Annotated in this window: 20 protein-coding genes; 8 read left to right on the forward strand and 12 right to left on the reverse strand. The window is 64.7% G+C overall.

What is annotated here, in order from left to right; translation table 11 throughout:
- Positions 1-24: 24 nt before the first annotated feature.
- Together DWB23_RS23740 and DWB23_RS11390 are read right to left on the reverse strand one after the other, a co-directional pair.
- Positions 25-150, reverse strand: a complete 126-nt coding sequence (locus DWB23_RS23740) for a hypothetical protein (RefSeq protein WP_275086302.1) — start codon at positions 148-150, stop codon at positions 25-27.
- Positions 151-282: 132 nt separating this feature from the next.
- Entirely contained in the window at positions 283-1,266 is a 984-nt protein-coding gene (locus DWB23_RS11390; protein ID WP_121742906.1) for a transcription initiation factor IIB, read from the reverse strand.
- Positions 1,267-1,505: 239 nt separating this feature from the next.
- On the opposite strand from DWB23_RS11390, the gene gatC reads away from it, so the two are divergent.
- From gatC to DWB23_RS11405, 3 genes are all read left to right on the forward strand, one after another.
- Positions 1,506-1,784, forward strand: coding sequence for an Asp-tRNA(Asn)/Glu-tRNA(Gln) amidotransferase subunit GatC (gene gatC, locus DWB23_RS11395; RefSeq protein WP_121742907.1), 279 nt, complete (start codon positions 1,506-1,508; stop codon positions 1,782-1,784).
- A gap of 2 nt (positions 1,785-1,786) precedes the next feature.
- Complete coding sequence (gatA, locus tag DWB23_RS11400) at positions 1,787-3,094, forward strand: Asp-tRNA(Asn)/Glu-tRNA(Gln) amidotransferase subunit GatA (RefSeq protein WP_121742908.1); 1,308 nt, start codon at positions 1,787-1,789, stop codon at positions 3,092-3,094.
- Between the two features lie 94 nt (positions 3,095-3,188).
- A complete protein-coding gene (locus DWB23_RS11405; RefSeq protein WP_121742909.1) occupies positions 3,189-3,602 on the forward strand; it encodes a hypothetical protein in 414 nt (137 codons plus the stop codon).
- Positions 3,603-3,730: 128 nt separating this feature from the next.
- Here the strand turns inward: DWB23_RS11405 and DWB23_RS11410 are convergent, their stop codons facing one another.
- The 9 genes from DWB23_RS11410 to DWB23_RS11450 form a co-directional block, all read right to left on the reverse strand.
- A complete protein-coding gene (locus DWB23_RS11410) occupies positions 3,731-4,081 on the reverse strand; it encodes a helix-turn-helix transcriptional regulator (protein ID WP_121743092.1) in 351 nt (116 codons plus the stop codon).
- Between the two features lie 72 nt (positions 4,082-4,153).
- Positions 4,154-4,954 (reverse strand): NRDE family protein, encoded by an 801-nt coding sequence (locus tag DWB23_RS11415; RefSeq protein WP_121742910.1) that lies wholly within the window; start codon positions 4,952-4,954, stop codon positions 4,154-4,156.
- A 66-nt stretch (positions 4,955-5,020) separates the two neighbouring features.
- The gene (locus DWB23_RS11420; protein WP_121743093.1) at positions 5,021-6,640 is read right to left on the reverse strand and encodes a class I adenylate-forming enzyme family protein; all 1,620 of its coding nucleotides are present in this window, start codon (positions 6,638-6,640) and stop codon (positions 5,021-5,023) included.
- Positions 6,637-7,731, reverse strand: coding sequence for a mandelate racemase/muconate lactonizing enzyme family protein (locus tag DWB23_RS11425; RefSeq protein ID WP_121742911.1), 1,095 nt, complete (start codon positions 7,729-7,731; stop codon positions 6,637-6,639). Before DWB23_RS11425 ends, DWB23_RS11420 begins: the two co-directional genes overlap by 4 nt.
- Positions 7,728-8,669 (reverse strand): 1,4-dihydroxy-2-naphthoate polyprenyltransferase, encoded by a 942-nt coding sequence (locus tag DWB23_RS11430; RefSeq protein WP_121742912.1) that lies wholly within the window; start codon positions 8,667-8,669, stop codon positions 7,728-7,730. Before DWB23_RS11430 ends, DWB23_RS11425 begins: the two co-directional genes overlap by 4 nt.
- A 100-nt stretch (positions 8,670-8,769) precedes the next feature.
- Complete coding sequence (locus DWB23_RS11435) at positions 8,770-9,435, reverse strand: cohesin domain-containing protein (RefSeq protein ID WP_121742913.1); 666 nt, start codon at positions 9,433-9,435, stop codon at positions 8,770-8,772.
- Positions 9,436-9,448: 13 nt separating this feature from the next.
- The gene (locus tag DWB23_RS11440) at positions 9,449-10,717 is read right to left on the reverse strand and encodes a DUF7350 domain-containing protein (RefSeq protein ID WP_121742914.1); all 1,269 of its coding nucleotides are present in this window, start codon (positions 10,715-10,717) and stop codon (positions 9,449-9,451) included.
- 36 nt (positions 10,718-10,753) lie between these two features.
- Positions 10,754-12,019: a DUF7405 family protein gene (locus DWB23_RS11445; RefSeq protein WP_121742915.1), complete on the reverse strand. Its 1,266-nt coding sequence runs from the start codon at positions 12,017-12,019 to the stop codon at positions 10,754-10,756.
- Positions 12,020-12,268: 249 nt separating this feature from the next.
- The gene (locus tag DWB23_RS11450; protein ID WP_121742916.1) at positions 12,269-13,213 is read right to left on the reverse strand and encodes a 1,4-dihydroxy-2-naphthoyl-CoA synthase; all 945 of its coding nucleotides are present in this window, start codon (positions 13,211-13,213) and stop codon (positions 12,269-12,271) included.
- A gap of 286 nt (positions 13,214-13,499) precedes the next feature.
- Here DWB23_RS11450 and DWB23_RS11455 point away from each other — a divergent pair, with 286 nt between their 5' ends.
- The 5 genes from DWB23_RS11455 (at position 13,500) to DWB23_RS11475 (ending at position 18,610) form a co-directional block, all read left to right on the forward strand.
- Positions 13,500-14,567, forward strand: coding sequence for a response regulator (locus DWB23_RS11455; protein WP_162989800.1), 1,068 nt, complete (start codon positions 13,500-13,502; stop codon positions 14,565-14,567).
- Positions 14,564-14,935, forward strand: coding sequence for a response regulator transcription factor (locus DWB23_RS11460; RefSeq protein ID WP_121742918.1), 372 nt, complete (start codon positions 14,564-14,566; stop codon positions 14,933-14,935). Before DWB23_RS11455 ends, DWB23_RS11460 begins: the two co-directional genes overlap by 4 nt.
- Positions 14,935-16,014, forward strand: coding sequence for a HEAT repeat domain-containing protein (locus tag DWB23_RS11465; protein ID WP_121742919.1), 1,080 nt, complete (start codon positions 14,935-14,937; stop codon positions 16,012-16,014). Before DWB23_RS11460 ends, DWB23_RS11465 begins: the two co-directional genes overlap by 1 nt.
- Positions 16,005-17,411: a glycosyltransferase family 2 protein gene (locus tag DWB23_RS11470; protein WP_121742920.1), complete on the forward strand. Its 1,407-nt coding sequence runs from the start codon at positions 16,005-16,007 to the stop codon at positions 17,409-17,411. The genes DWB23_RS11465 and DWB23_RS11470 overlap by 10 nt, the downstream gene beginning before the upstream one ends.
- Before the next feature lie 134 nt (positions 17,412-17,545).
- Positions 17,546-18,610, forward strand: coding sequence for a DUF1616 domain-containing protein (locus DWB23_RS11475; protein ID WP_121742921.1), 1,065 nt, complete (start codon positions 17,546-17,548; stop codon positions 18,608-18,610).
- A gap of 138 nt (positions 18,611-18,748) precedes the next feature.
- Here the strand turns inward: DWB23_RS11475 and DWB23_RS11480 are convergent, their stop codons facing one another.
- Positions 18,749-20,266, reverse strand: a complete 1,518-nt coding sequence (locus tag DWB23_RS11480) for an oligosaccharide flippase family protein (protein ID WP_121742922.1) — start codon at positions 20,264-20,266, stop codon at positions 18,749-18,751.
- Between the last annotated feature and the right edge of the window lie 2 nt (positions 20,267-20,268).

The following is a 20,268-nucleotide window of genomic DNA, read 5'->3' on the forward strand; positions in this document are numbered from 1 at the left end:
CCGTGAAGTCGACGGTCTCCCGCCTCACGTCCAGACGCGAAGGCAGTCGCTCGAGCAAAAGTGCAGATCGATACGCTCCGTCGGGTCGTTCTCGACGTGAGTCGTGAGCGTGTACGCGACCTCTGCCGACGCACAGTTATCGCAGTTCATGCGAGACGAATCACGGGAGATGATATTCAGTATGTCGTGATTATCAGCTTCGACGTACCGGTTAGTCGCGAACTAACTTCAGTAAGACGGTATTGCAGGCGGGCGAGAACCGGTACCGGGAAAGCCGACGGCTCAGGCCGGGGCGTTCTCTTCGGCCTCGAGCAACTCGTGATACCGGTTGCGGATGGTGACCTCGGAGATGCTGGCGACCTCGCTGACGTCGTTCTGGGTGACCTTCTCGTTGGTCAACAGGGCGGCGGCGTACACCGAGGCGGCGGCGAGGCCGACCGGCGACTTACCGCTGTGGATCCCCTGTTCTTTCGCCGTCGAGAGCAGCGTTCGAGCCCGGCGTTCGGTTTCATCCGAAAGTTCGAGATCGCTGGCGAACCGCGGCACGTAGCTCTCCGGATCGGCCGGCTGGACCTCGAGGCCGAGTTCCCGGATCACGTAGCGATACGTCCGGGCGACTTCGTCCTTCTCGACGCGGCTGACGGCCGAAATTTCGTCGAGGCTGCGCGGCGTGCCGGCCTGACGGGCGGACGCGTACAGCGAGGCCGTCGCGACGCCCTCGATCGATCGCCCGGGGAGGAGATCCTCCTCGAGCGCGCGGCGATAGATCACGCTGGCGGTCTCACGGACGTTCTCCGGGAGACCGAGCGCGCTGGCCATTCGGTCGATTTCGCCGAGGGCCTGCTTGAGGTTGCGCTCCTTGGAGTCGCGGGTGCGAAAGCGCTCGTTCCAGGTGCGCAGCCGTTGCATCTTCTGGCGCTGACGGGTCGAGAGGGATTTCCCGTAGGCGTCTTTGTTCTGCCAGCCGATGTTCGTCGACAGGCCCTGGTCGTGCATCATGTTCGTCGTCGGCGCCCCGACGCGGGATTTCTCGTCCTTTTCGGCGGAGTCGAACGCTCGCCACTCCGGCCCGCGGTCGATCTCACTCTCGTCGACGACGAGACCACAGTCCGCACAGACGGTTTCAGCGTGTTCGGTGTCGGAGATGAGCTGTCCGGCACATTCCGGACACTGCTCTCGGGCTTGCTCGTCCGCTTGCCCGAGTGACTCGTCTGACTCGTGCTGGCGTCGCTTGCCGCTCTGGGTTCGGATCGTGGTATCAGGCATTGTGTTGAATCACAACGATCGCTTGAAAACGTACTGTCGTGGATCATTCCCTGGTATCGCAGTCACTTAAATTCTTCGATAGTATTGCGAGATGAACGCGCGACTGCCGTACAACGTCCGCGCTCGAGCGTCACGCCGCCCCGATCGAACGTCGCGGGACGGATCGAATTACGGATCGCGGGACCGCGGCGTGTACGCGTATCGAAACCCTTACTCCCCGCTGGCAAGTGCGAGCAAGCATGAGCGACGACGCCGTCAGTCCCGAGGAGGTCCGCCACGTCGCGGAGCTGGCTCGCGTCGATCTCGCGGACGACGAGGTCGACCGGTTCACGCGACAGTTCGCGGACATCCTCGAGTACTTCGAGACGTTAGACGAGGTGCCGGAGGTCGACCGCGAGGCCGACCTGACGAACGTGATGCGACCGGACGAGGGACGCGACTCGCTCGAGCGCGACGAAGCGCTCGAGAACGCACCGGAGACCGAGGACGGCTACTTCAAGGGGCCGAACGTTTCCTGATCATGTCGAACGATATTTTCATTACCGAAACGACGATCGAAGGCGGAGACGACGGCTCGCTCGCGGGCACGACCGTCGCCGTCAAGGACAACATTTCGACCGAAGGCGTTCGGACGACCTGCGGCTCGCGGATGCTCGAGGAGTACGTCCCGCCCTACGACGCGACGGTCGTCTCCCGTCTCAAGGAGGCCGGAGCGACCATCGTCGGCAAGTCGAACATGGACGAGTTCGGCATGGGGACGACGACCGAAACCTCGTTCTTCGGCCCGACGGACAACCCCGCTGCACCGGGTCACGTCCCCGGCGGCTCCTCCGGCGGCTCCGCCGCCGCTGTCGCCGCGGGCGAGGCCGACGTCGCACTCGGCTCGGACACGGGCGGGTCGATCCGCTGTCCGGCCGCCTTCTGTGGCGTCGTCGGGATCAAGCCCAGCTACGGGCTGGTGTCGCGCTACGGACTGGTCGCCTACGGCAACAGTCTCGAGCAGATCGGTCCCTTCGCGAACACCGTCGAGGACGCCGCATCCCTGCTCGATGTGATCGCCGGTCCCGACGAGCACGACGCGACCACCCGCGAACCGCCCTACGACGAGGGTGCCGACTGGTCGGATTCCGACGGTGAGATCGACGGAACGTACGCCGACGCCGCCACCGGCGACGTCGACGGCCTCTCGATCGGCGTCCCCACGGAACTGCTCGAGGGGGCCGACGAGGGCGTCGTCGAGACGTTCTGGGACGCCATCGCCGACCTCGAGGACCAGGGTGCGGAGTACCACGAAGTCTCCCTGCCCTCGGTCGAGCACGCCGTCGAGGCCTACTACGTGATCGCGATGTCGGAAGCGTCCTCGAACCTCGCGCGGTTCGACGGCGTCCGCTACGGTCACTCGGCCGACGCCGACGGGAACTGGAACGAGACCTTCGCACGGACTCGCAAGGAAGGGTTCGGCGACGAGGTCAAGCGTCGTATCCTGCTCGGAACCTACGCCCTCTCGGCCGGCTACCACGACAAGTACTACAAGAAGGCCCAGGACGCCCGAGCGTGGGTCAAACAGGACTTCGACGACGCGCTTTCGGAGGCGGACGTCCTCGCCTCGCCGACGATGCCGGTGCCGCCGTTCGAACTCGGCGAGAGCCTCGACGACCCGCTCCAGATGTACCTCGCCGACGCGAACACCGTCCCCGTGAACCTCGCCGATCTTCCGGCTATCTCGGTGCCCGCCGGCGAGACCGACGGCCTCCCGGTCGGACTCCAGTTCGTCGGCCCGGCGTTCGGCGAACGGCGACTGATCCGCGCCGCAAGCGCACTCGAGTGACGCTGTTCGCGGCGTGCAGTTCGGTGAAAGATACTTATATATACTAATTTGTCTAACAGTAATCGTACCGAACCAGTTGCTCGGTGACCGCCCAATGAAAATCACGGAAGATCAACAGGTCGAATTTGACGAATTCTCCCGAGCATGTGACCTCGTCGAGGGGTACTTCGACGAGACGATCGACGACGTCGCACTCCACGCCTCGGTCTCTCGACGCCAGCTCGTCGCCGTGCTCGCTCGAGCACAGCTCTCCGGACGGCAACTGGCGATCGACGGCCTCACAGAGCAGGGTGACGTCGTCTACCAGTCTAACGACGAAACGCTCCTCTGGCTCGATGGCGGGTTCTGGACGGATATGCGCGGTCGCCACCACCTCGCGCCCGACGAAGGACGGGCCGCACGCGAAGTCCATCGGCGACTCATCGAGGCGATCGATGGCGATGTGTCCTACTACAATCACGAACGCGATCCGTTCGTCCTCATCGAACGGTTCGAGCCATACGAGTAGCCCTCGTTCTACCGTTTTGATTCCGGCGCAGCCGTCGCTCTACTGACAACCGCCGAGAACGCGCTGATCGCCACTCGACCTCGAGAAGCGGGAGAATCCCTCGAGTCGGCCGCAATCGCCGGGTGGAACTACTCTTCGTACGCGAGGTTCATGATCCACTGCGAGAAGGCGTCGTTGTTGGCGTCGACTTCCTCCTCGCCGATAAACGGCGAGAGCATGTCGCCGGCCATCAGGAGGGTGAAATCGAGATCGCGAGCCGTCGGCGTGATGTGGTAGGTGTTGTGGCCGTCGTACACCGTTTCCTCGCGATCGACCAGTTCCTTCTCGACGAGCGACTCGACGATCCGGCTCCCTTTGCGCGAGGAGACATCGAGTTCCTTCCAAAAATCGCTCTGGTGAATACCACCGCTCTGGCGAACGAGTTCGAGTCCGGCCCGCTCGTCCTCGGAGAGTTCGGCTTCGATCGCGGAAACGCTCACGGTGACCACCTCGCCGTACTCGTCGCTACAGGCAGGAGTGCGTCCATGTGCGTATGAGATGGATCGAGGCGCTTAAATGTGCCCTTCGGCATCGCAGTCGGAATTATCGGCGGAGGCGACCGTCTCGGTGCCGTGCTCGAGGTCGACAGGTTCGTACGACGTCGTGCAGGGCGGTCCCGGCGCGAACGAGTACCGTCCCCGCCCCTCGACCCCGAGTGCGATCAACGACGACGATCGCGTGCCGTACCCGTCCCCGTGGACACAGACGCCGTACTCGTGATCGCCGAGCACGTTGCCGGCGCGCTCGAGCCACGCCGAAACAGACTCGTCGCCGCTGACGGACAGGGTTTCGCGGACCGCTCGAGCGTTGTCGGCCTGGACTCGAGCCGCGTCGGACCGAATCGTCGGGATATCGACGACCTCGTCGACGGCGACGTTGACCACGACGTGGACGCCGGGTTCGAACTCGATCCGGGACCGCTCGCCGTCCCACTGGTAACAGTAGGCCGCCGATTCGTCGGCGATCACGAGGTAGAAGCCGTCGTACTCGTCGCGTTCGGTCGCGTCCTCGAGAACCTCGGCCGCCGCCGCGGCGGACTCGGCCTCGAGCACGTCGGCGACGAGCAATCCCCGCGAGCGCTCCCCGGCGAGGTCGGCGTCGGTCCACTTGTTCGTGATACCGGCGAAGACCCCGTGTTCGTTGTATCCGATCCACGTGCCGCCGGCTTCGGCGTCCCGCGGGGCGACGATCAGCGGGTCCTCGCGGTAGATGTCCGGCGGGAGCGCGTCTCGCTCGAGGAACTCGTCCCGATTCGCGGCGACCGCGACCGGCGCATCGTCGAAGACTCGCCAGGCGAGAGTGAGTGTACACACGGAGTATGAGAGGAGCGCCAGCGCCTTAACTACGGTTCCACGCCACGAGGGCGCGCCGCTACGTTTTCACCGCGGCTCACTTCCGTCCGTTCCTGCCTCGAGCAGTCGGTCGCGAACCGCGTCGCGGTCGACGGTTCCCGACGCGGTTCGGGGGAGCGAATCGGCGACGCCGATCGTCTTCGGTCGCTTGAACCCGGCGAGACGCGCGTCGCAGTGTTCGAGGATCGACTCGAGATCGATCGTCCCGTCCGGTTCGTGTCCGCCGCCGTCGACGGGGATGACCAGCGCGCCAACCCGTTCGCCCCATTCCGGGTCCTCGAGGCCGACGACTGCGGCCTCCTCGACGGCCGGATGGGATCGCAGCGCCTCGAGCACTTCCCCGGGGTCGACGTTCTCGCCGCCGGTCACGATCCGATCGGTCCGTCGGTTGAGCACCCACAGGTAGCCGTCCGCGTCTTCGTAGCCGATATCGCCCGTGTACAGTCCGCGCTCGCCGAACGCCGCATCCGTCACCTCGTCGCCGAGATAGCCCGGCGTCACCGTCGGACCCGAAACCACGAGTTCCCCCGGTTCGCCGGCTGAAACCGGATCGCCCGTCCCGTCGACGACCGTCACGTCGGTACAGACGAGCGACTGGCCGACCGTCCCCTCGCGGGTCGCCGTCGCTTCGGGGGTGGCCGTCGCGATCTGAGACGCCGTCTCGGTCATCCCGTAGGTCGGATACGCCGGAACGTCGGCCGCCCGACAGCGCTCGAGCAACTCGCTCGAGGCGGGGGCTCCACCGAGCAGGACGAATCGCAGCGCGTCCGTCGGCTCCCAGCCGGCGTCGAGCAGCCGTTTGCACATCGTCGGCACGAGCGAGACGCCCGTAACGGCGTACTCCTCGAGAACTCGTCGAGTCTCGTGGCGATCGAACGTTCGCTGGATGACGACCGTCGTGCCGTACAGCGTCGACCGGAGGACGGGAGCAAGTCCGCCCATGTGGTACATGGGAAGACAACACAGCCAGCGATCGGCCGGATCGACGCCCAGCCGGAACGCGGAGGCCGTCGCGCTCGCGACGAGGTTTCCGACCGTCAGCCGAACGCCCTTCGGCTCGCCGGAGGTCCCCGAGGTGAACATGAGCAACAGCGTGTCGTCGCGCTCGAGCGAAACGGGGTCGACAGACGCCCGGGTTCGTCGATCCGAATCCGACCCGTTCTCACCGCCAGCGGCCGGGCGCAATCGTCGCGCCCGATCCGTCGCCGGTTCGTCCACCGTCAGCACCGGTGTCGAGTTTCCTTCTGCATCGATCTCCGTGGGGAGTTCGAGGGCCGGCGACTCGGTATCGCGCTCGCAGACGATCGCCGCGAGATCGGTCCGATCGGCCTTCGCGGCCAGTTCGCCGACGGTTTCGCGGACGTTCAGTGGGACGACGGTGACTCCCGTCCGCATCGCGGCGAAAAAGACGGCGACGAACGCGGGCCTGGTATCCATGAGGACGCCGATCCGGGTTCGATCGCTCCGATCGCGATCGGCGGCGACCGTCTCGAGGCTCCGGGCCACACGATCCGCGCGCCGGTCGAGTTCTCGAAACGTCAGGGTCGTCCCCGTCCCGTCGTCGATCAGGGCCGTCCGCTGGGGCGTCGCCGCCGTCCGGTGAGAGAGGAGGTCTCGAGTCGGCCACTCGACCGGGTCGCCCGTCACTCCGCCCACACCCCCTCGACGCCGAGGCCCTTCGCCTGCGGGACGACGGCCGCTCCCTTCTCGAGGAGCACGGGATCGCGACCCAGATCGGCGGCGAGTAGATTCGCCGTCGCCAGTCCGCACGCCGGCACCTCGGGGATCGATGCGGCGAGATGAACCGCTCCCGTCCGGGCGACGACGCCGTCGATCGTGGTCGTCACGATCGGCGTGATCTCGAGTTCCTGAACCCACGCGGCGACCTTGCGGGCGACGTCGACGCCGCCGAGCGCCATGGGTTTCAGGACGACGGCGTCGGCCGCTTCGGCCTCGCAGATCGCGTCGATCCCGTGCTCGAGGAGTCCCTCGTCCAGGGCGATCGCAACCCCGTCGCCCCCCTGGGCCTCCCGGAGATCCGCGTGTCCCTCGAGCGAGCCTCCAGGGAGCGGTTGCTCGGCGATCGAGACTTCGAGTTCGTCGAAGGCCTCGAGGGCCGTCACCGCCTCCTCGTAGGTCCACGCCTCGTTCGCGTCGACCCGCAGTTCGACGTCGGGGCCGACGACCTCGCGGGTTCGCCGCACGCGTTCGATATCGGCGTCGACGGACCGGCGGCCGACTTTCAGTTTGCAACAATTGAACCCGCGATCGACGGCTTCGCTGGCCTCGCGAGCGGTCTCGGTCGGCGATCCGTCTCCGATCGTCGCGTTGACCGGCACCCGACCGACCATGGGTCCCTTCCCGATGTGCCGGTACAGCGGCGTCGCCTCGCGGGTGGCCTGCAGATCCGCGAGTGCGAGCGTGACCGCGTGCCTGGCCGCGACCTGCCCGGCGACCGCCTCGAGCGCCTCCTTCGGCGCGGTCCGAATCGCGTCGCCGGCGCGCTCGAGGGCGGCCCCGCAGTCCGCGGGCGATTCGGTCCAGCCCGGCAGCGGCGCGGCTTCGCCGTAGCCGACCACCGGATCGCTCCCGTCGGAGGCCGCGTCGACGATTCGGATGAGAAACCCGTCTCGCGAGTCGATCGTTCCGTTCGCCGTCTCGAGCGGACTGGCGAGTTCGAGGGAGAACGACCGGTACTCGAGTTCGAGCGATCGGTTCTCGTCGCAGCCGTCGTTCACACCACCACCCCGACGGCGAACAACGCCGCGTAGATCGCCAGCAGTTTGCCCGTCCCCTCGAGGGCGGGGTTGAGCGCCTCGCCGTCGGTGCGCGTACACACCGTTCGAGCGATGACGGCCGCGTAGGGCAGCGTCACCAGCGGGAGCAACGCACCGGGGCCGAACCCCTCGCCGAGCCAGAACCACAGCGGCGTGACGTAGGCGAGCGCGAGGAGCGAAACGTACTCGAGGCGACTCCACCGGTAGCCGAGTCGAACCGCGAGCGTCCCTTTCCCGGTCTCCGCGTCGGTTTTCCGGTCGCGAATGTTGTTCACGACGAGGATGGCCGTCGAGAGGCCGGCGACGGGGAGACTCGCGACGAACGCTTCTCGCGTGACCGTCCCTTCGGGCACCGTCGTCGCCAGGGGCTCCGCGAGGGTGGCTGCGGCCTGGACGTAGAACGTGCCCATCACGGCGACGATCCCGAAGAAGACGAAGACGAAGAGGTCGCCGAGTCCGTGATACCCCAGCGGGTAGGGGCCGCCGGTGTAGGCCCACCCGCAGAAGACGCTCACGAGCCCGACGACGAGAATCGGGACGCCGCCGGCGTAGACGAGGTACGTTCCGGTAACGATCGCCAGCGCGAACGTCACGATCGTGGCCAGTTTGACCTGCGCCGGCGAGATGAGTCCCGACTGCGTAACCCGCGTGAACCCCTCCCGATCCTCCGTGTCCGCACCCTTGATCGCGTCGTAGTAGTCGTTCGCGAAGTTGGTTCCGATCTGGATCAGCGCCGCCCCGACGAACGCCATCACCGCCGGAAGCGGGGCGAACACGCCCTCGTGGATCGCCAGCCCCGTCGCGACGATTATCGGCGCTGCAGCCGCGGGCAAGGTCTGTGGTCGTGCAGCCATCACCCACGCCTTCGTCCGCGAGATATCGACCTCGGCCGTACTCATTGCTCGAGTATCCCACTCGTGGGAGTGTCAACGTTGGCATTGCAGCCGACCGGCAGGTCCCCGCTCGGGTCGATCGAAACGCCGCTACCGACCGACTCGATCACGGTTGAGAGCCGATGCGGCGGCTCCACAGCACCAACAGCGCACCGATCCCGGCCAGCGTTAACGGGAGCGTGAAGCCGGCGATGGAATCGTCGTTCTGCTCGGCCGAATCGCCACCGGCGACGAGGACGGTGGCGTTCCGTTCCACCGACGGCTGTGGATAGTCGCTGACGAGGATCGCCTCGGCGTCTGCAATCCCGATCGTCTCGGTCGTCGACGGGGCGTCCTCGGCGACCGCGACCTCGACCGTGGCCGCCGTCTCGGTCGCTTTTGCGCCGTCGCCGGAGGGAGTCCGCTCCTGGTTGACCGTCACCTTTCCGTTCTCGTCGTCGATCTCGACCGTGCCATCGACCGTCGCGTTGGAATCGCCGTCGGCCAGCATCGGTCCGTGTTCGACGTCGGTCACGGTGAACACGTCGGGATCGTACTCGAGCGCGAACGAGAGTTCGTGGATTCCGTCGCCGGTGTAATCGCCGTGACTTCGTACGACGAGATCGAACGACACGGTCTCGCCTGGGTCGGCGTCGATCTCACCCGGATCGGTGTAGAGTATCGACGCGTTGTCGCCGGCACCGACTATCATCGGGAACGCGAGACCAGCGATAAGGCTACACGAAAGCGCGATCAGCAGGACGATCGAAACGCGAGAGACCCGTGATTTCATTGGCTGTAGATCCTCATTCGCGCTCCGGAACCGTCAACTCGAGCGGCGGCATCTCGAGGAACGCCGTCTCGTACCCCTGGTGGCGAGCGACCTGTGGCGGGGATTCGATCGCGATCGTCACGGCGTCGCCCGGCCGAGCGTCCGGGAGGGACGCGCCGTAGTGGAGGTCGTACTCGCTGTCGATGGTCTGCTCGAGGATCGTTTCGTCCGCGCCGGCGACCGTCTCACCGTCGCGCTCGACCGTTACGTTCATGGTCATATCCGCGAGCGGGACGCGGTTGTAGGGCGTGCGCGGCGAGACGAGCAGGTAGCGGTCGTCGCCGTCGGCCAGTCGAGAACCGGACTCGAACAGCGTGACGAGGAACGCCGCGTCGCCGCTTCGAGGAAGGTCGGTATCGGAGTCGTCGGTCGGCTCGAGGTGCGTTCCCGGATACGCGTCGGCTGACGGAAGCGCGGAGTAGGGGATGGCAGCCTGACCGTGGCCATCGTCGCTGTGATCGTCGTGTTCGTCTCCGCCGTCACCGTGGCCGCCGTCGCCGTCCCCGTGGTCGTCGCCGTCGTTCTCGCCGTGGGTCATCGGCTCGAGGGCACCGAGCGCTCCCCACTCCTCCTCGTCGAGGTACTCGACGCCCTGCGTGACCGCTTCTCGGAACGACTCGTCGTAGTCGAACTCGAACGTCGCGGTTTCGACGTCGGTGAACCGTCCCTCGAGTTCGCCGGCCGTCCGCGCTGGAAGCGGCGGCAGTTCGACTTCGACCGCGTAGGTGCCGTCCCCCTCGAGGGGAACGTTGTCGCCGAAGTGAAAGCCCATCTGCTGGGAGATCATGGCCCACGGCGACGTCGGCGAGCCCACCTGCTCGCCGTCCAGCGAGACTCTGATCACGGCACCGGAGTCGACCGGCAGAACGATTCCGGTCTCGTCGTCCCAGAGGGTAATCATCATGTGGACGCCCCGGCTCTGCTCGGGAACGACGCGTTCGACTTCGTCCTCGCTCCCGCTCCCGCCGACGAGCCAGAACGGATGCGGATACGAGAGCATCGGCGCAAGGGTGTAGTCACCGGCCTCGATCGGCTCGAGCATCCGCATCGATTCCCGGTGCGTCGGGAGATAGACCGCCGCTGGCGGGTCCTCAACCATCGGAAACCCGGGCAGGTCGTCGACGTTCTCCTCGGAGTCCTCGTCTTCGCCGTCGTCGCCGAGACAGCCCGCCAGCGCGAGCGCCCCGGTTGCGACGCCTGTTCGCTTGAGGAACGTTCGTCGATCGGGATCGTGTTCGTGCATGTGTCTGGTCGTGAGCGGTGGTGGCTCGGTGCGTCGTTACTCCGGAGATGGGGCCGCCGACGGCAACGCCCGAATCGAACGGGGCGGAATCAGATAGTTGCCGCGCCGGTTGACGAAGAGATAGCTCAAAATTCCGTTATTCGAGTGGCCGACGGCGAGATCATCGCCCGTCATCGCCTCGCGAACGCGGACGAAATCCCCGATCCCGTGTTGCAGGGAGACGAAGTGCAAGCCCGGACCGCCTCCGTCGACGGTGTTGAAATCCCGTCGCAACAGCGGCGGTTCGCCGTCCTCTCTCGCTCGAGCGGCCTTCTGGGCGTGCCCGACGACGCCGCTCCGCGCGTCGGACTCGGTGGCTTCGATCCGCTCGTCGGTCAGCCCGTTCGAGTTCGTCAGCTTTTCGCCGACGTCGCCGACCAGGTCTTCGTCGGCGTGTTCCGGGCTGAACGTCTTCCTGATCCGCATGGAGTGACTGTCCTGCTCGAGCCACGTTCGGAGCTGAATGTCCATCGACTCGATGTGCTGCGTCGTCCCCCCCGCGAACGGGCCGTCTTCGATCGTCACCCGGTCCTCGGTCGCCTGGCTCCGCTCGAATCCGGAGCGAAAGCCCATGAAGAACGGGGCCTCCTCAGGAACCGAGTCGGGAACGCCCGAGACGTCGGTGTGCTCGGCGGGCATTCCCGCACCGACGAAGCCGGTCCGGCGCTGGTCGTCTACGCGTTCGAACGCGCCGGTGAGGTCGGTCTCGAGGTCGGTGCCGTTGAGTTCGGTCCGCTCGCCGAACAGCCCCTCTTCGGCCTCGAGAACGACCTGCGAGTGGTCGCTGGCGAGGTGAAGGACGGCGTCGAACTCGTCGAGCGTCGGATCTTCCCCGGCGGCCAGCGCCTCCGGTTCCGGGAGGTCGACCGCCTCGGGCAGCGGCTCGTCGAACCGGTCGAAGTACGCGGGCGTGTAGCCGAGCGTGAAGAGCAGTCCCTCATTGCTCCGCTCGTAGGCGCGCTCGAGCGCCCGGAGGGCCGCCTCGACCCGCTCTCGAGCGTCGTCGCTCGGCTCCGTATCCAGCGAGAGCGGAACCAGAACGTGGTGTTCCGCCGGCCGAACGTTTCCGTCGTCGTCTCGGGGCAGGGCGTCGTTCCACGCGTGCTGTCGCGCTGGAAGCGCGTCGGGGTCGTCCGTTCCGGAAGGGACGTCGGTCCCGTCGCTCTCGGACATGCAGGCGCTGAGCGCGGTTGCGCCGCCGACAGCGACGAGGCTTCGGAGGTAGTCCCGACGGGACAGCGCGGACCGATCGGGGAGTGTCACTGCTAGGTCCTCCGGGCTGGAACGCCCAAAGCGTTGCCCTTTTTCTCGAACCGGCCCCGGTGGACGACGGCGGGAGGGCTTGATTCACCGCCACACAGGAGGGAGCGGGACGGTATCGGTCCGTCAGAACGATCTCGCCGGAGACGACCGATCGGAGATTCCGGACTGTGTAGCCGGCGGTCCGGAGCAGCGATTCGAACTCGAGTCGACGCCCGTTCCGGTGCTAGCTGGAACGAGAGAGGCGGCCGATCAGTAGTGCCACGGGTAGTCGTCGAAGTCGGGGTCGCGCCCCTCGACGAACGCGTCCCGCCCCTCTTTCCCCTCGTCGGTCATGTAGCCCAGTCGGGTCGCCTCCCCCGCGAACACCTGCTGGCCGACCATCCCGTCGTCGGTCATGTTGAACGCGTACTTGAGCATCCGCATCGCCGTCGGGCTCTTCGCGTTGATGCGCTCGCCCCACTCAAGGGCGGTCTCTTCGAGTTCTTCGTGAGGAACTGCCTCGTTGACCATCCCCATTTCGGCGGCCTCCTCGGCGGAGTAGGTCTTTCCGAGGAAGAACACCTCGCGGGCCTTCTTCTGGCCGATCTGCTTGGCGAGGTAGGCCGAGCCGAAGCCGGCGTCGTAGCTCGCCACGTCGGGGTCCGTCTGGAGGAACTTCGCGTGCTCTTCGCTCGCGATCGTGAGGTCGCAGACGACGTGCAGCGAGTGGCCGCCGCCGACGGCCCACCCCGGGACGACGCAGACGACCACCTTCGGAACGTGTCGAATCAGCCGCTGGACCTCGAGAATGTGGAGTCGCCCCTGCTCCGATGCTCGTGCTCGCGGACCCTGTCCGCTCGCTTCTTCCGAGGCGCTCCGCGCCTCGCTCTCCTCATCGTCCTCGTACTGATATCCGTCCTTACCGCGAACGGTCTGGTCGCCGCCGGAACAGAAGGCCCAGCCGCCGTCTTTCGACGACGGGCCGTTACCGGTCAGCAGGATACAGCCGACGTCGGTCTGGCGTTTGGCGTGGTCCAGCGCGTCGTACAGTTCGTCGACCGTTCCCGGGCGAAACGCGTTGCGCACGTCGGGCCGGTCGAACGCGATCCGGACCGTTCCGGAGTCGATCGCTCGGTGGTACGTAATATCCCGAAAATCGCGCTCGAGATCGTCGATCGGCTCCCACTGCGCCTCGTCGAAGAGTTCCGAAACCATTGCCTCGAGTTTGGTGTGCCGCGGGTGAAATAGGTTCGCGTCGCCGCCGCTCGCGGCCGCTCCCTGGAGCGGCCTCAGTCCCGAATCAGTGCGGATAACAACCGGCGACGGGCGCATACGCGGCTCCCCCCAGTCCGAGTAAATCAGCCGATCCGCTGATGGGAGTCCGTTCAGATCGATCGTACAGCCGCCGTTCGATCGGAGCAGTTTCCGGCGACGAAATACCAGTTCGCGATGACACGGATCGTTTTATTACCGTAAGCGTCGTTTCGATATGTACTTCGTGATGACAGAATCGGACGAGAGCGCCCCGCACGCATTCGAGTTCCGTCGCCAGCTAGGCGTCATTCTCGCCAAGGCCACGCTGCTCGAGGACGAGTCCCTCGGCCCGGTGACACCCGAACAGCGTGACGCGCTCGAGGAGGTCGTCGCGGCGACACTGAAACTGACTGCGGAAACGGCGGACACGCTAGAAACGCACGGTGACACCCCGCAGACGACCGACGACCGGTCTCAGTCGACCGACGACGATCTGGCGCTCGACCAGCCGGCCGACGATATCCTGACGCCCGGCGAATCGCCGGCCACACCGGAGTCGGCGACGGTGCTCGACTCGATCGTCCTCGGGGTCGGCGACGACGAGGAGTTCGTGACGTCGCTGGAGAGACAGTTCGAGCGTGCCGGGTACGCGGTTCACACCGCGACCGACGGCGACGACCTGCGGACGATGCTCGACCGATCGCGCCCACAACACCTCGTTCTGGACTGCCGATTTCCGGCGGGGACCTTCCACGACGGCCTCGAGCGAACGATCAGTGGACTCGACGGCGAAACGTCGCTGACGCTCGTGTCGACGGTGGAAGGCGACCTCCCGGGACCGCTTCAGGGGATCGCGGGCATACTCGCGTCGAGCATCGAGCCGGAACCCCTCGCGGCACTCCTCGAGAACCGGTTCGAGCTTCCGATCGAGTCCTCGAACGCCGGCACGGCGGTCGCCGTTGTCGGCGACGTCGGAGACCGTTTCCTCGCGACGCTCGACGAACTCGACAACTCGATCGATCGGGTGACGCACTCGTCCGCCACGGCGCTCGACGCGGTTGATCCGGGCGACGTGGATTTCGTCTTTCTCTCCGGCCCGGCGATCGATCACGCCGACGAATCCGCGTTGGCCGGGCTCCGAAACCCGACCGACGGGGAAGCGATACCGCTCGTCGCGGTCGGATCGACGCCGACCGAGGCCGAGTGGGTGCCGTTCCGCGGCCACCGAACGCTCGCACAGACACCGCTCACATCGACCCAGCTTGCCGCGGCAGTACTCGCGGCGATCGAGCCGGATCCGGACGAGGAACGATGACACGTCACGTCCTGATCGCCGAGGACGACCGGCCGATCATCGAGATACTCCGCTATCGGCTCGAGAACGAGACGTTCGACGTCGACGTCGTCGACGACGGTGACGACTGCTGGGAGTTTCTCCAGTCGGCCGACCAGCTCCCCGACGCGCTCTTGCTCGATATTATGATGCCCGGACTCAACGGATTCACGATTCTCAAGCGACTCCGTGCCGAGGAACAGTACGACGATCTCGTCATCGTTCTCGTCACCGGACGGGGACTCGAGGAGGACGTCCTTCGGGGATTCGAACTCGGGGCGGACGACTACGTGATGAAACCGTTCAGTCCGTCAGAGATCGTCGTCCGCCTCAAACGACTGCTGCGATAATGGTAGACCTACAGGATGCGTTCGTCGTCATCGTCTCGCTCTGTCTGTTCGCCGGAGGGCTCACGCTTGCGCTCTCAGTCGTGCTCTTCTGGTTTGATCAGCGGCGCGAATCGGTTCGGGCCGCACTACTCCCCGCGCTGTTCGAGCAACTCGAGGATCCGGGGCCGGAATCGGTAGCGTGGTACGGGTCCCTCTCGGTGATCGAACAGTACGTCGTTCGGCGAACGATCGTCCGGTATCTACGTCGGCTTCAGGGTAGCGATCATCAACAACTGGTTACGCTGTCGTCCGAGTTGGGACTGGACGAGCAAGCCATCTCGCTGCTTCGGAGCCGATTCTCGTTCAACACGCTTCGCGGACTCATCTGGCTGACCCTGCTCGAGCGACCGGTTTCGAAGGAGTTGTTACAGAAACACTGTACGAACCGACCGAACGTCCGCGCGGCCGCCGCCCGACTCATCTACGCGGTCGGCGAGGAGAACGCCGGGAGGGACGGGACCGCGTTACTCCTCCGGGACGGGGATCAACCGCTCTCGGTGTACGGAATCGACACGCTGTATCTGCTCAATAAATCCGATGCGACGCCGTTGCTGTCCAACGCGGAAGTCGACGCCAGTTGGTGGGACAACAGACTGTTGTTGCAGTGTTTGACCGTCCTCGCTCACTGTCAGTCGGCCGAACGGGTCGAGCACTTCGAGTGGATCCCGCCGCTGCTGTCCGACGACTCCCCGCAGATCCGAGCCGGCGCGTTGAACGCGTTCGAGCGCCACGGATGGCGCGACGCGTTCCGCGAGCACGTCGACATCGAACAGGTGGTCGCCGATCGGTACCCTGAGGTTCGAACGGCCGGCTACGAACTGCTCAGCCAGTGGGGCGACCGGCGAGCGATCGAGTGGCTTCACTACGCGGTTCTCAACGATCCCGACGATCGCTCTCGGCTCGCTGCGGCCCGCACGTTGGTCTCGACGGGCCACGACCTCCCGACGCCGACGGAGTCGGCCACCGACACTATCCGAACCGTCGACTGGGCGCGCGCCGAACTGCGATCCAGACGGAGGGTGGCAACCGGATGGTCGTAAGTGTCGATCTGAGCCCGCTGATCTGGGCGATCAGCTGGTTCTTCCTGTCGTACTTCGTACTCGTCAACGGGAGTTATCTGTTCGTTCACCTGGTCTCGATCGTCTCCCTCCAGCGGGGCCTCCGGGAGTGGTTGCTCGAGTCGACGTACAACCCGTACCAGTCGCCGTTTCTCCCCGGAATCGCCATCATCGTCCCCGCGTACAACGAGGAGGCGGTGATCAGCAACTCGGTCCGCTCGCTGTTGAACCTCGAGTACGGCGTCTTCGAGGTCGTCGTCGTCAACGACGGCTCGACCGACGAGACGCTCGAGCGACTGCTCGAGGATTTCGACCTCGACCCGGTCGGCGCGGAGGTTCCGTTCGACCTTCCCTGTGAACCCGTCGATCAGGTGTACCAGTCGACGGAGGTCGACCTCGTCGTCATCGACAAAGAAAACGGCGGGAAGGCGGACGCGCTCAACGCGGGCGTTTTCTTCACCGATCAGCCGCTGTTCTGTGCGATCGACGCCGACAGCATCGTCGAGCGGGAGGCCCTTCTCGAGGTGATAGAACCGTTTCTGCGGGATCCAGAGCAGACGATCGCAACCGGCGGCGCCGTCCGCGTCGCGAACGGCTGTTCGGTTACTCGGGGGACCGTTACCGACGTCGGGCTTTCGAAGAACCGACTCGCGAGCCTCCAGACCGTGGAGTACCTTCGGGCGTTTCTCTCGGGACGGGTCGGACTCAGCGCGCTCGGGGGGCTACTGATCATCTCCGGTGCGTTCGGCGTGTTTCGCACGAGCGCGGTACGGGAGGTCGGTGGGTATTCGACGGAGACGATAACCGAGGATATGGAACTCATCGTTCGTCTCCACCATCACTATGCGGGCACCGACTACCGAATCTCGTTCGTTCCGTACCCCGTCGTGTGGACCGAGGTCCCGTCCTCCAGACGGGCCCTGGCGCGCCAGCGGATGCGCTGGTATCAGGGCCTACTCGAGACGCTCTGGACGCACCGCAGAATGATCGGGAACCCGAAATACGGCTCGATCGGGCTCTTTGCGCTGCCGTTTTTCCTCTTCATCGAAACCATCGGGCCGCTGATCGAAGGGGTCGGCTACATCGTCGTCCCCTTCGCGTTCATCCTCGGCATGTTGAACGTCCCGTTTTTCCTGCTCTTTCTCGGGGTCGCAGTCGGCGTCGGGACGTTGCTTTCCTGGCTGAGCGTCCTCAACGAGGTCATCAGCTTCCGGCGCTACCGAAGTCCCGGGGATATCGCCAAACTCCTCGGGTACGGGCTGCTCGAGCACGCACCCTACCGCCAGTGGAAGGCGGCGATTACGTGGCTGGCGCTCGTCCAGTACGTTCGCGGCGAATCAGCGTGGGGCGAGATGGTGCGAGTCGGCTTCGAGCGCTAACGGGAGTCGCCGACGCTCTTCGACGGTATCCCCGTGCGTCGAGGCGAAACGCCGAGCGGATTCGACGCAATACGACGTTACAGCCGTCGAAGCACGCACGTCATTTATGTTCGTGCCTCTGCTACGTGTTTTGAATGATCGATGCGAAATCCCTCTGGCTTATTCTCCCTCGCCAGATCCGGGAGTTGCCGGCGGATTTAATCGCCGTCCTCATCGTCGTCGCTGCGACCAACGCCGCGGCGTTGCTTCCCGTCGTTCGGGAGACGCCGATTCGAGTTCCGCTCGGGCTCGCGTTCTTGCTTTTCCTCCCCGGATACGCGTTCGTCGCCGCCCTCTTTCCGGAGGCGAGCGAGCGATCCCGTTCCGGCGACGAGACTGACGGATCGAACGGCTCCGAAGCCGAATCACCCGATTTCGACAACGGATCTGCTCTCCTCGGCACGACGAGTATCACCGGCATCGAACGGGGCGCGCTCTCATTCGGTTTGAGCGTCGCCATCGTTCCGCTGATCGCACTCCTCCTCGATTTCACGCTACGGAGACCCAGCCTCACGTCGATCCTGATCGTGACCAGCGCGTTCGTCGTTCTCTCGTCTATCGTTGCGGGGATCCGGCGCTGGAATCTGTCTCCGGAAAACCGCTTTGCGGTCCCGTACCGTCTGTGGATCGAATCCGGACGAGAGAGGGTCTTCGGATCGGATAGCCGTGGAACCGTGATCGTGAACGTGCTACTGGTCGCTTCCGTGCTCCTCGCCCTCGGTACGGTCGGCTACGCGATCGCCGTTCCGCAAGACGGCGAACGGTTCTCGTCGGCCTACATTTTGGTCGAAAACGACGGCGGAGAGCTCGTCGCCGACGGGTATCCGACCGAGTACGACAGCGGAGAATCCCGGGAGATCGTGTTCGGGATCGACAATCAGGAGCACCGAACCGTTGACTACACGACGGTCTTCGCGATACAAGAAATCGAGACCCAAAACAACGAAACGATCGTCATCGAACAGGAGGAACTCGATCGATTCGAGGCGCAGCTGGCACACGGAGAGAGCTGGCACCACGATCACGAAATCGACCCGACGATGACCGGCGAGAACCTTCGCCTGGTGTGGCTGGTGTACCTCGACGGGGAACCACCGGACGAACCGACGCTCGAGAACGCGGATCGATCCGTCGACCTCTGGATCGACGTCGACGAATAAGCACGGGTTCGGTCGCGTGCTACCGAAACGCCGACCGAAGACGGTTCTGGCACGGCTACAGCGCCGTGGCGTTCGATAGATCCGCGAAACCGAAACGGTGTGTGATCGTCGAATAACGGTTTGTACCCGGTGAGCGGCTTATGAATCCGGTATCAACTGACGGATACCCGGGATTCGGCGCTGGATGATCTCCTCGAGAAACTCGACGAATACCAGATCGTACGTCTCTAATGACCGGCTTGCGATCACGATACCGAGCGTCAAGACGGTCACCACGATCGCGAATGCACAAATCGTGAGGGCGGTGGTTGGGACGACGCTACGGAAGAGAAACCCGAAGGGGAGCAAGACGAGCGGGAGCGCAACGACCGCTCTAATCGACGTTTCAGTGAAGGGCCTGACATCGAAATTCCGCGATAAAAAGGCGTAGATGAGGATATTCAGGGCGATGTACGACGCTGCGGACGCGATGGCCGCTCCGATAAACCCGTACAGCGGAATGAGCACGAGGTTCCCGACGACGTTGACGATGAACGCGGCCACGTTCGTTATCAGGATGAATTTCGTGTACCCGAACGCCGAGAGGGTTTCGCGATTGCGTCCGACCGCCGCGTTGATGAAAAACCCGATAGAAAGTATTGCGAGCGCAACACCGCCGGTGGAATATTCGTCGCCGAACGTAAGCGAAATGATCTCCCCCGGGAACACGACGAACAGGACAAATATCGGAAAGGTGAGAACGTAGGTCCATTTAGAGGTCATCGTATACAGCGTTTTGACCCCGTCCAGGTCGTCTTTGTTGTCCAGTCTGGAGGCGACGGGGAGGTAAAGGTACCCGAACGTGCCGAGCAGCAATACCAGGGCCCCGGCGAGCGGATACGCCGAATTGTATATTCCGACCTCGGTCGACGAACGAAAGTAACCGAGCATCAGCGTATCCGTCCTCGCGAGAAGCGTGGAAACGACCGTCGAGACGACTAAGGGGGTCGAAAACGCCGTTATCTCCCGTACGTGGAGCGTGAACGAACCGAAGAGGGGCATGAACCGGCGGAGAAGAGCGAAGGTGACGACCGTGGTCAGCACCGCAGCGATCAGGTAACTGTACCCAGTCGCGATCACGTCCATCCCCGCCGCGAGGAGGAGAGCCAGAACGAGCAGTCGAAGACTCGGGTAGCCGATGTCTTCCGCAACGATCTTGTACCGCGTTTTTTCGAATCCGCGAATCGCACTCACGCCGAGACTGAACGTAACCACGAACGGGATCGTCAGGACAAATAACAGGAGCAGAGAGAGCGACCGAGCGTCTTCAAACAACAGGGATACGATGGTTTCGTCAAACACCAGCAGGAGTACGCAGATACCGCCGGCTATCGGAAGCGTGACGACCAGTCCGGTCACCCACGTTCCTCTGATATCCGCCGGGCTATCGTATCTCGCCATGAAACGGGGTATCCCCTGTTGGTAACCGGCCAGCGCGAGCGTCACCGCGAGCATCATGAGATCGACCGCGATACTGAACTCACCGTACGCGTTCGCCGACAACACTCGACCGAGAAGAACGCGTTCGAACAGGACGGCGACGGAGCCGAAAACCGTTCCGACGAACATCAATCCCGCGCTCGAAAGAACCTTCCCGAGGTCGTGTTCGCGGTCCATCG

The sequence above is a fragment of the Natronorubrum halophilum genome (assembly GCF_003670115.1).
Taxonomy (GTDB): domain Archaea; phylum Halobacteriota; class Halobacteria; order Halobacteriales; family Natrialbaceae; genus Natronorubrum; species Natronorubrum halophilum.

What these genes read in the sequence shown, in the direction of transcription:
- DWB23_RS23740 (WP_275086302.1), bottom strand. Translation starts at nt 150, where the DNA reads ATGAACTGCGATAACTGTGCGTCGGCAGAGGTCGCGTACACGCTCACG.
- DWB23_RS11390 (WP_121742906.1), bottom strand. Translation starts at nt 1,266, where the DNA reads ATGCCTGATACCACGATCCGAACCCAGAGCGGCAAGCGACGCCAGCAC.
- gatC (WP_121742907.1), top strand. Translation starts at nt 1,506, where the DNA reads ATGAGCGACGACGCCGTCAGTCCCGAGGAGGTCCGCCACGTCGCGGAG.
- gatA (WP_121742908.1), top strand. Translation starts at nt 1,787, where the DNA reads ATGTCGAACGATATTTTCATTACCGAAACGACGATCGAAGGCGGAGAC.
- DWB23_RS11405 (WP_121742909.1), top strand. Translation starts at nt 3,189, where the DNA reads ATGAAAATCACGGAAGATCAACAGGTCGAATTTGACGAATTCTCCCGA.
- DWB23_RS11430 (WP_121742912.1), bottom strand. Translation starts at nt 8,669, where the DNA reads ATGAGTACGGCCGAGGTCGATATCTCGCGGACGAAGGCGTGGGTGATG.
- DWB23_RS11435 (WP_121742913.1), bottom strand. Translation starts at nt 9,435, where the DNA reads ATGAAATCACGGGTCTCTCGCGTTTCGATCGTCCTGCTGATCGCGCTT.
- DWB23_RS11440 (WP_121742914.1), bottom strand. Translation starts at nt 10,717, where the DNA reads ATGCACGAACACGATCCCGATCGACGAACGTTCCTCAAGCGAACAGGC.
- DWB23_RS11450 (WP_121742916.1), bottom strand. Translation starts at nt 13,213, where the DNA reads ATGGTTTCGGAACTCTTCGACGAGGCGCAGTGGGAGCCGATCGACGAT.
- DWB23_RS11455 (WP_162989800.1), top strand. Translation starts at nt 13,500, where the DNA reads ATGACAGAATCGGACGAGAGCGCCCCGCACGCATTCGAGTTCCGTCGC.
- DWB23_RS11460 (WP_121742918.1), top strand. Translation starts at nt 14,564, where the DNA reads ATGACACGTCACGTCCTGATCGCCGAGGACGACCGGCCGATCATCGAG.
- DWB23_RS11465 (WP_121742919.1), top strand. Translation starts at nt 14,935, where the DNA reads ATGGTAGACCTACAGGATGCGTTCGTCGTCATCGTCTCGCTCTGTCTG.
- DWB23_RS11470 (WP_121742920.1), top strand. Translation starts at nt 16,005, where the DNA reads ATGGTCGTAAGTGTCGATCTGAGCCCGCTGATCTGGGCGATCAGCTGG.
- DWB23_RS11475 (WP_121742921.1), top strand. Translation starts at nt 17,546, where the DNA reads ATGATCGATGCGAAATCCCTCTGGCTTATTCTCCCTCGCCAGATCCGG.
- DWB23_RS11480 (WP_121742922.1), bottom strand. Translation starts at nt 20,266, where the DNA reads ATGGACCGCGAACACGACCTCGGGAAGGTTCTTTCGAGCGCGGGATTG.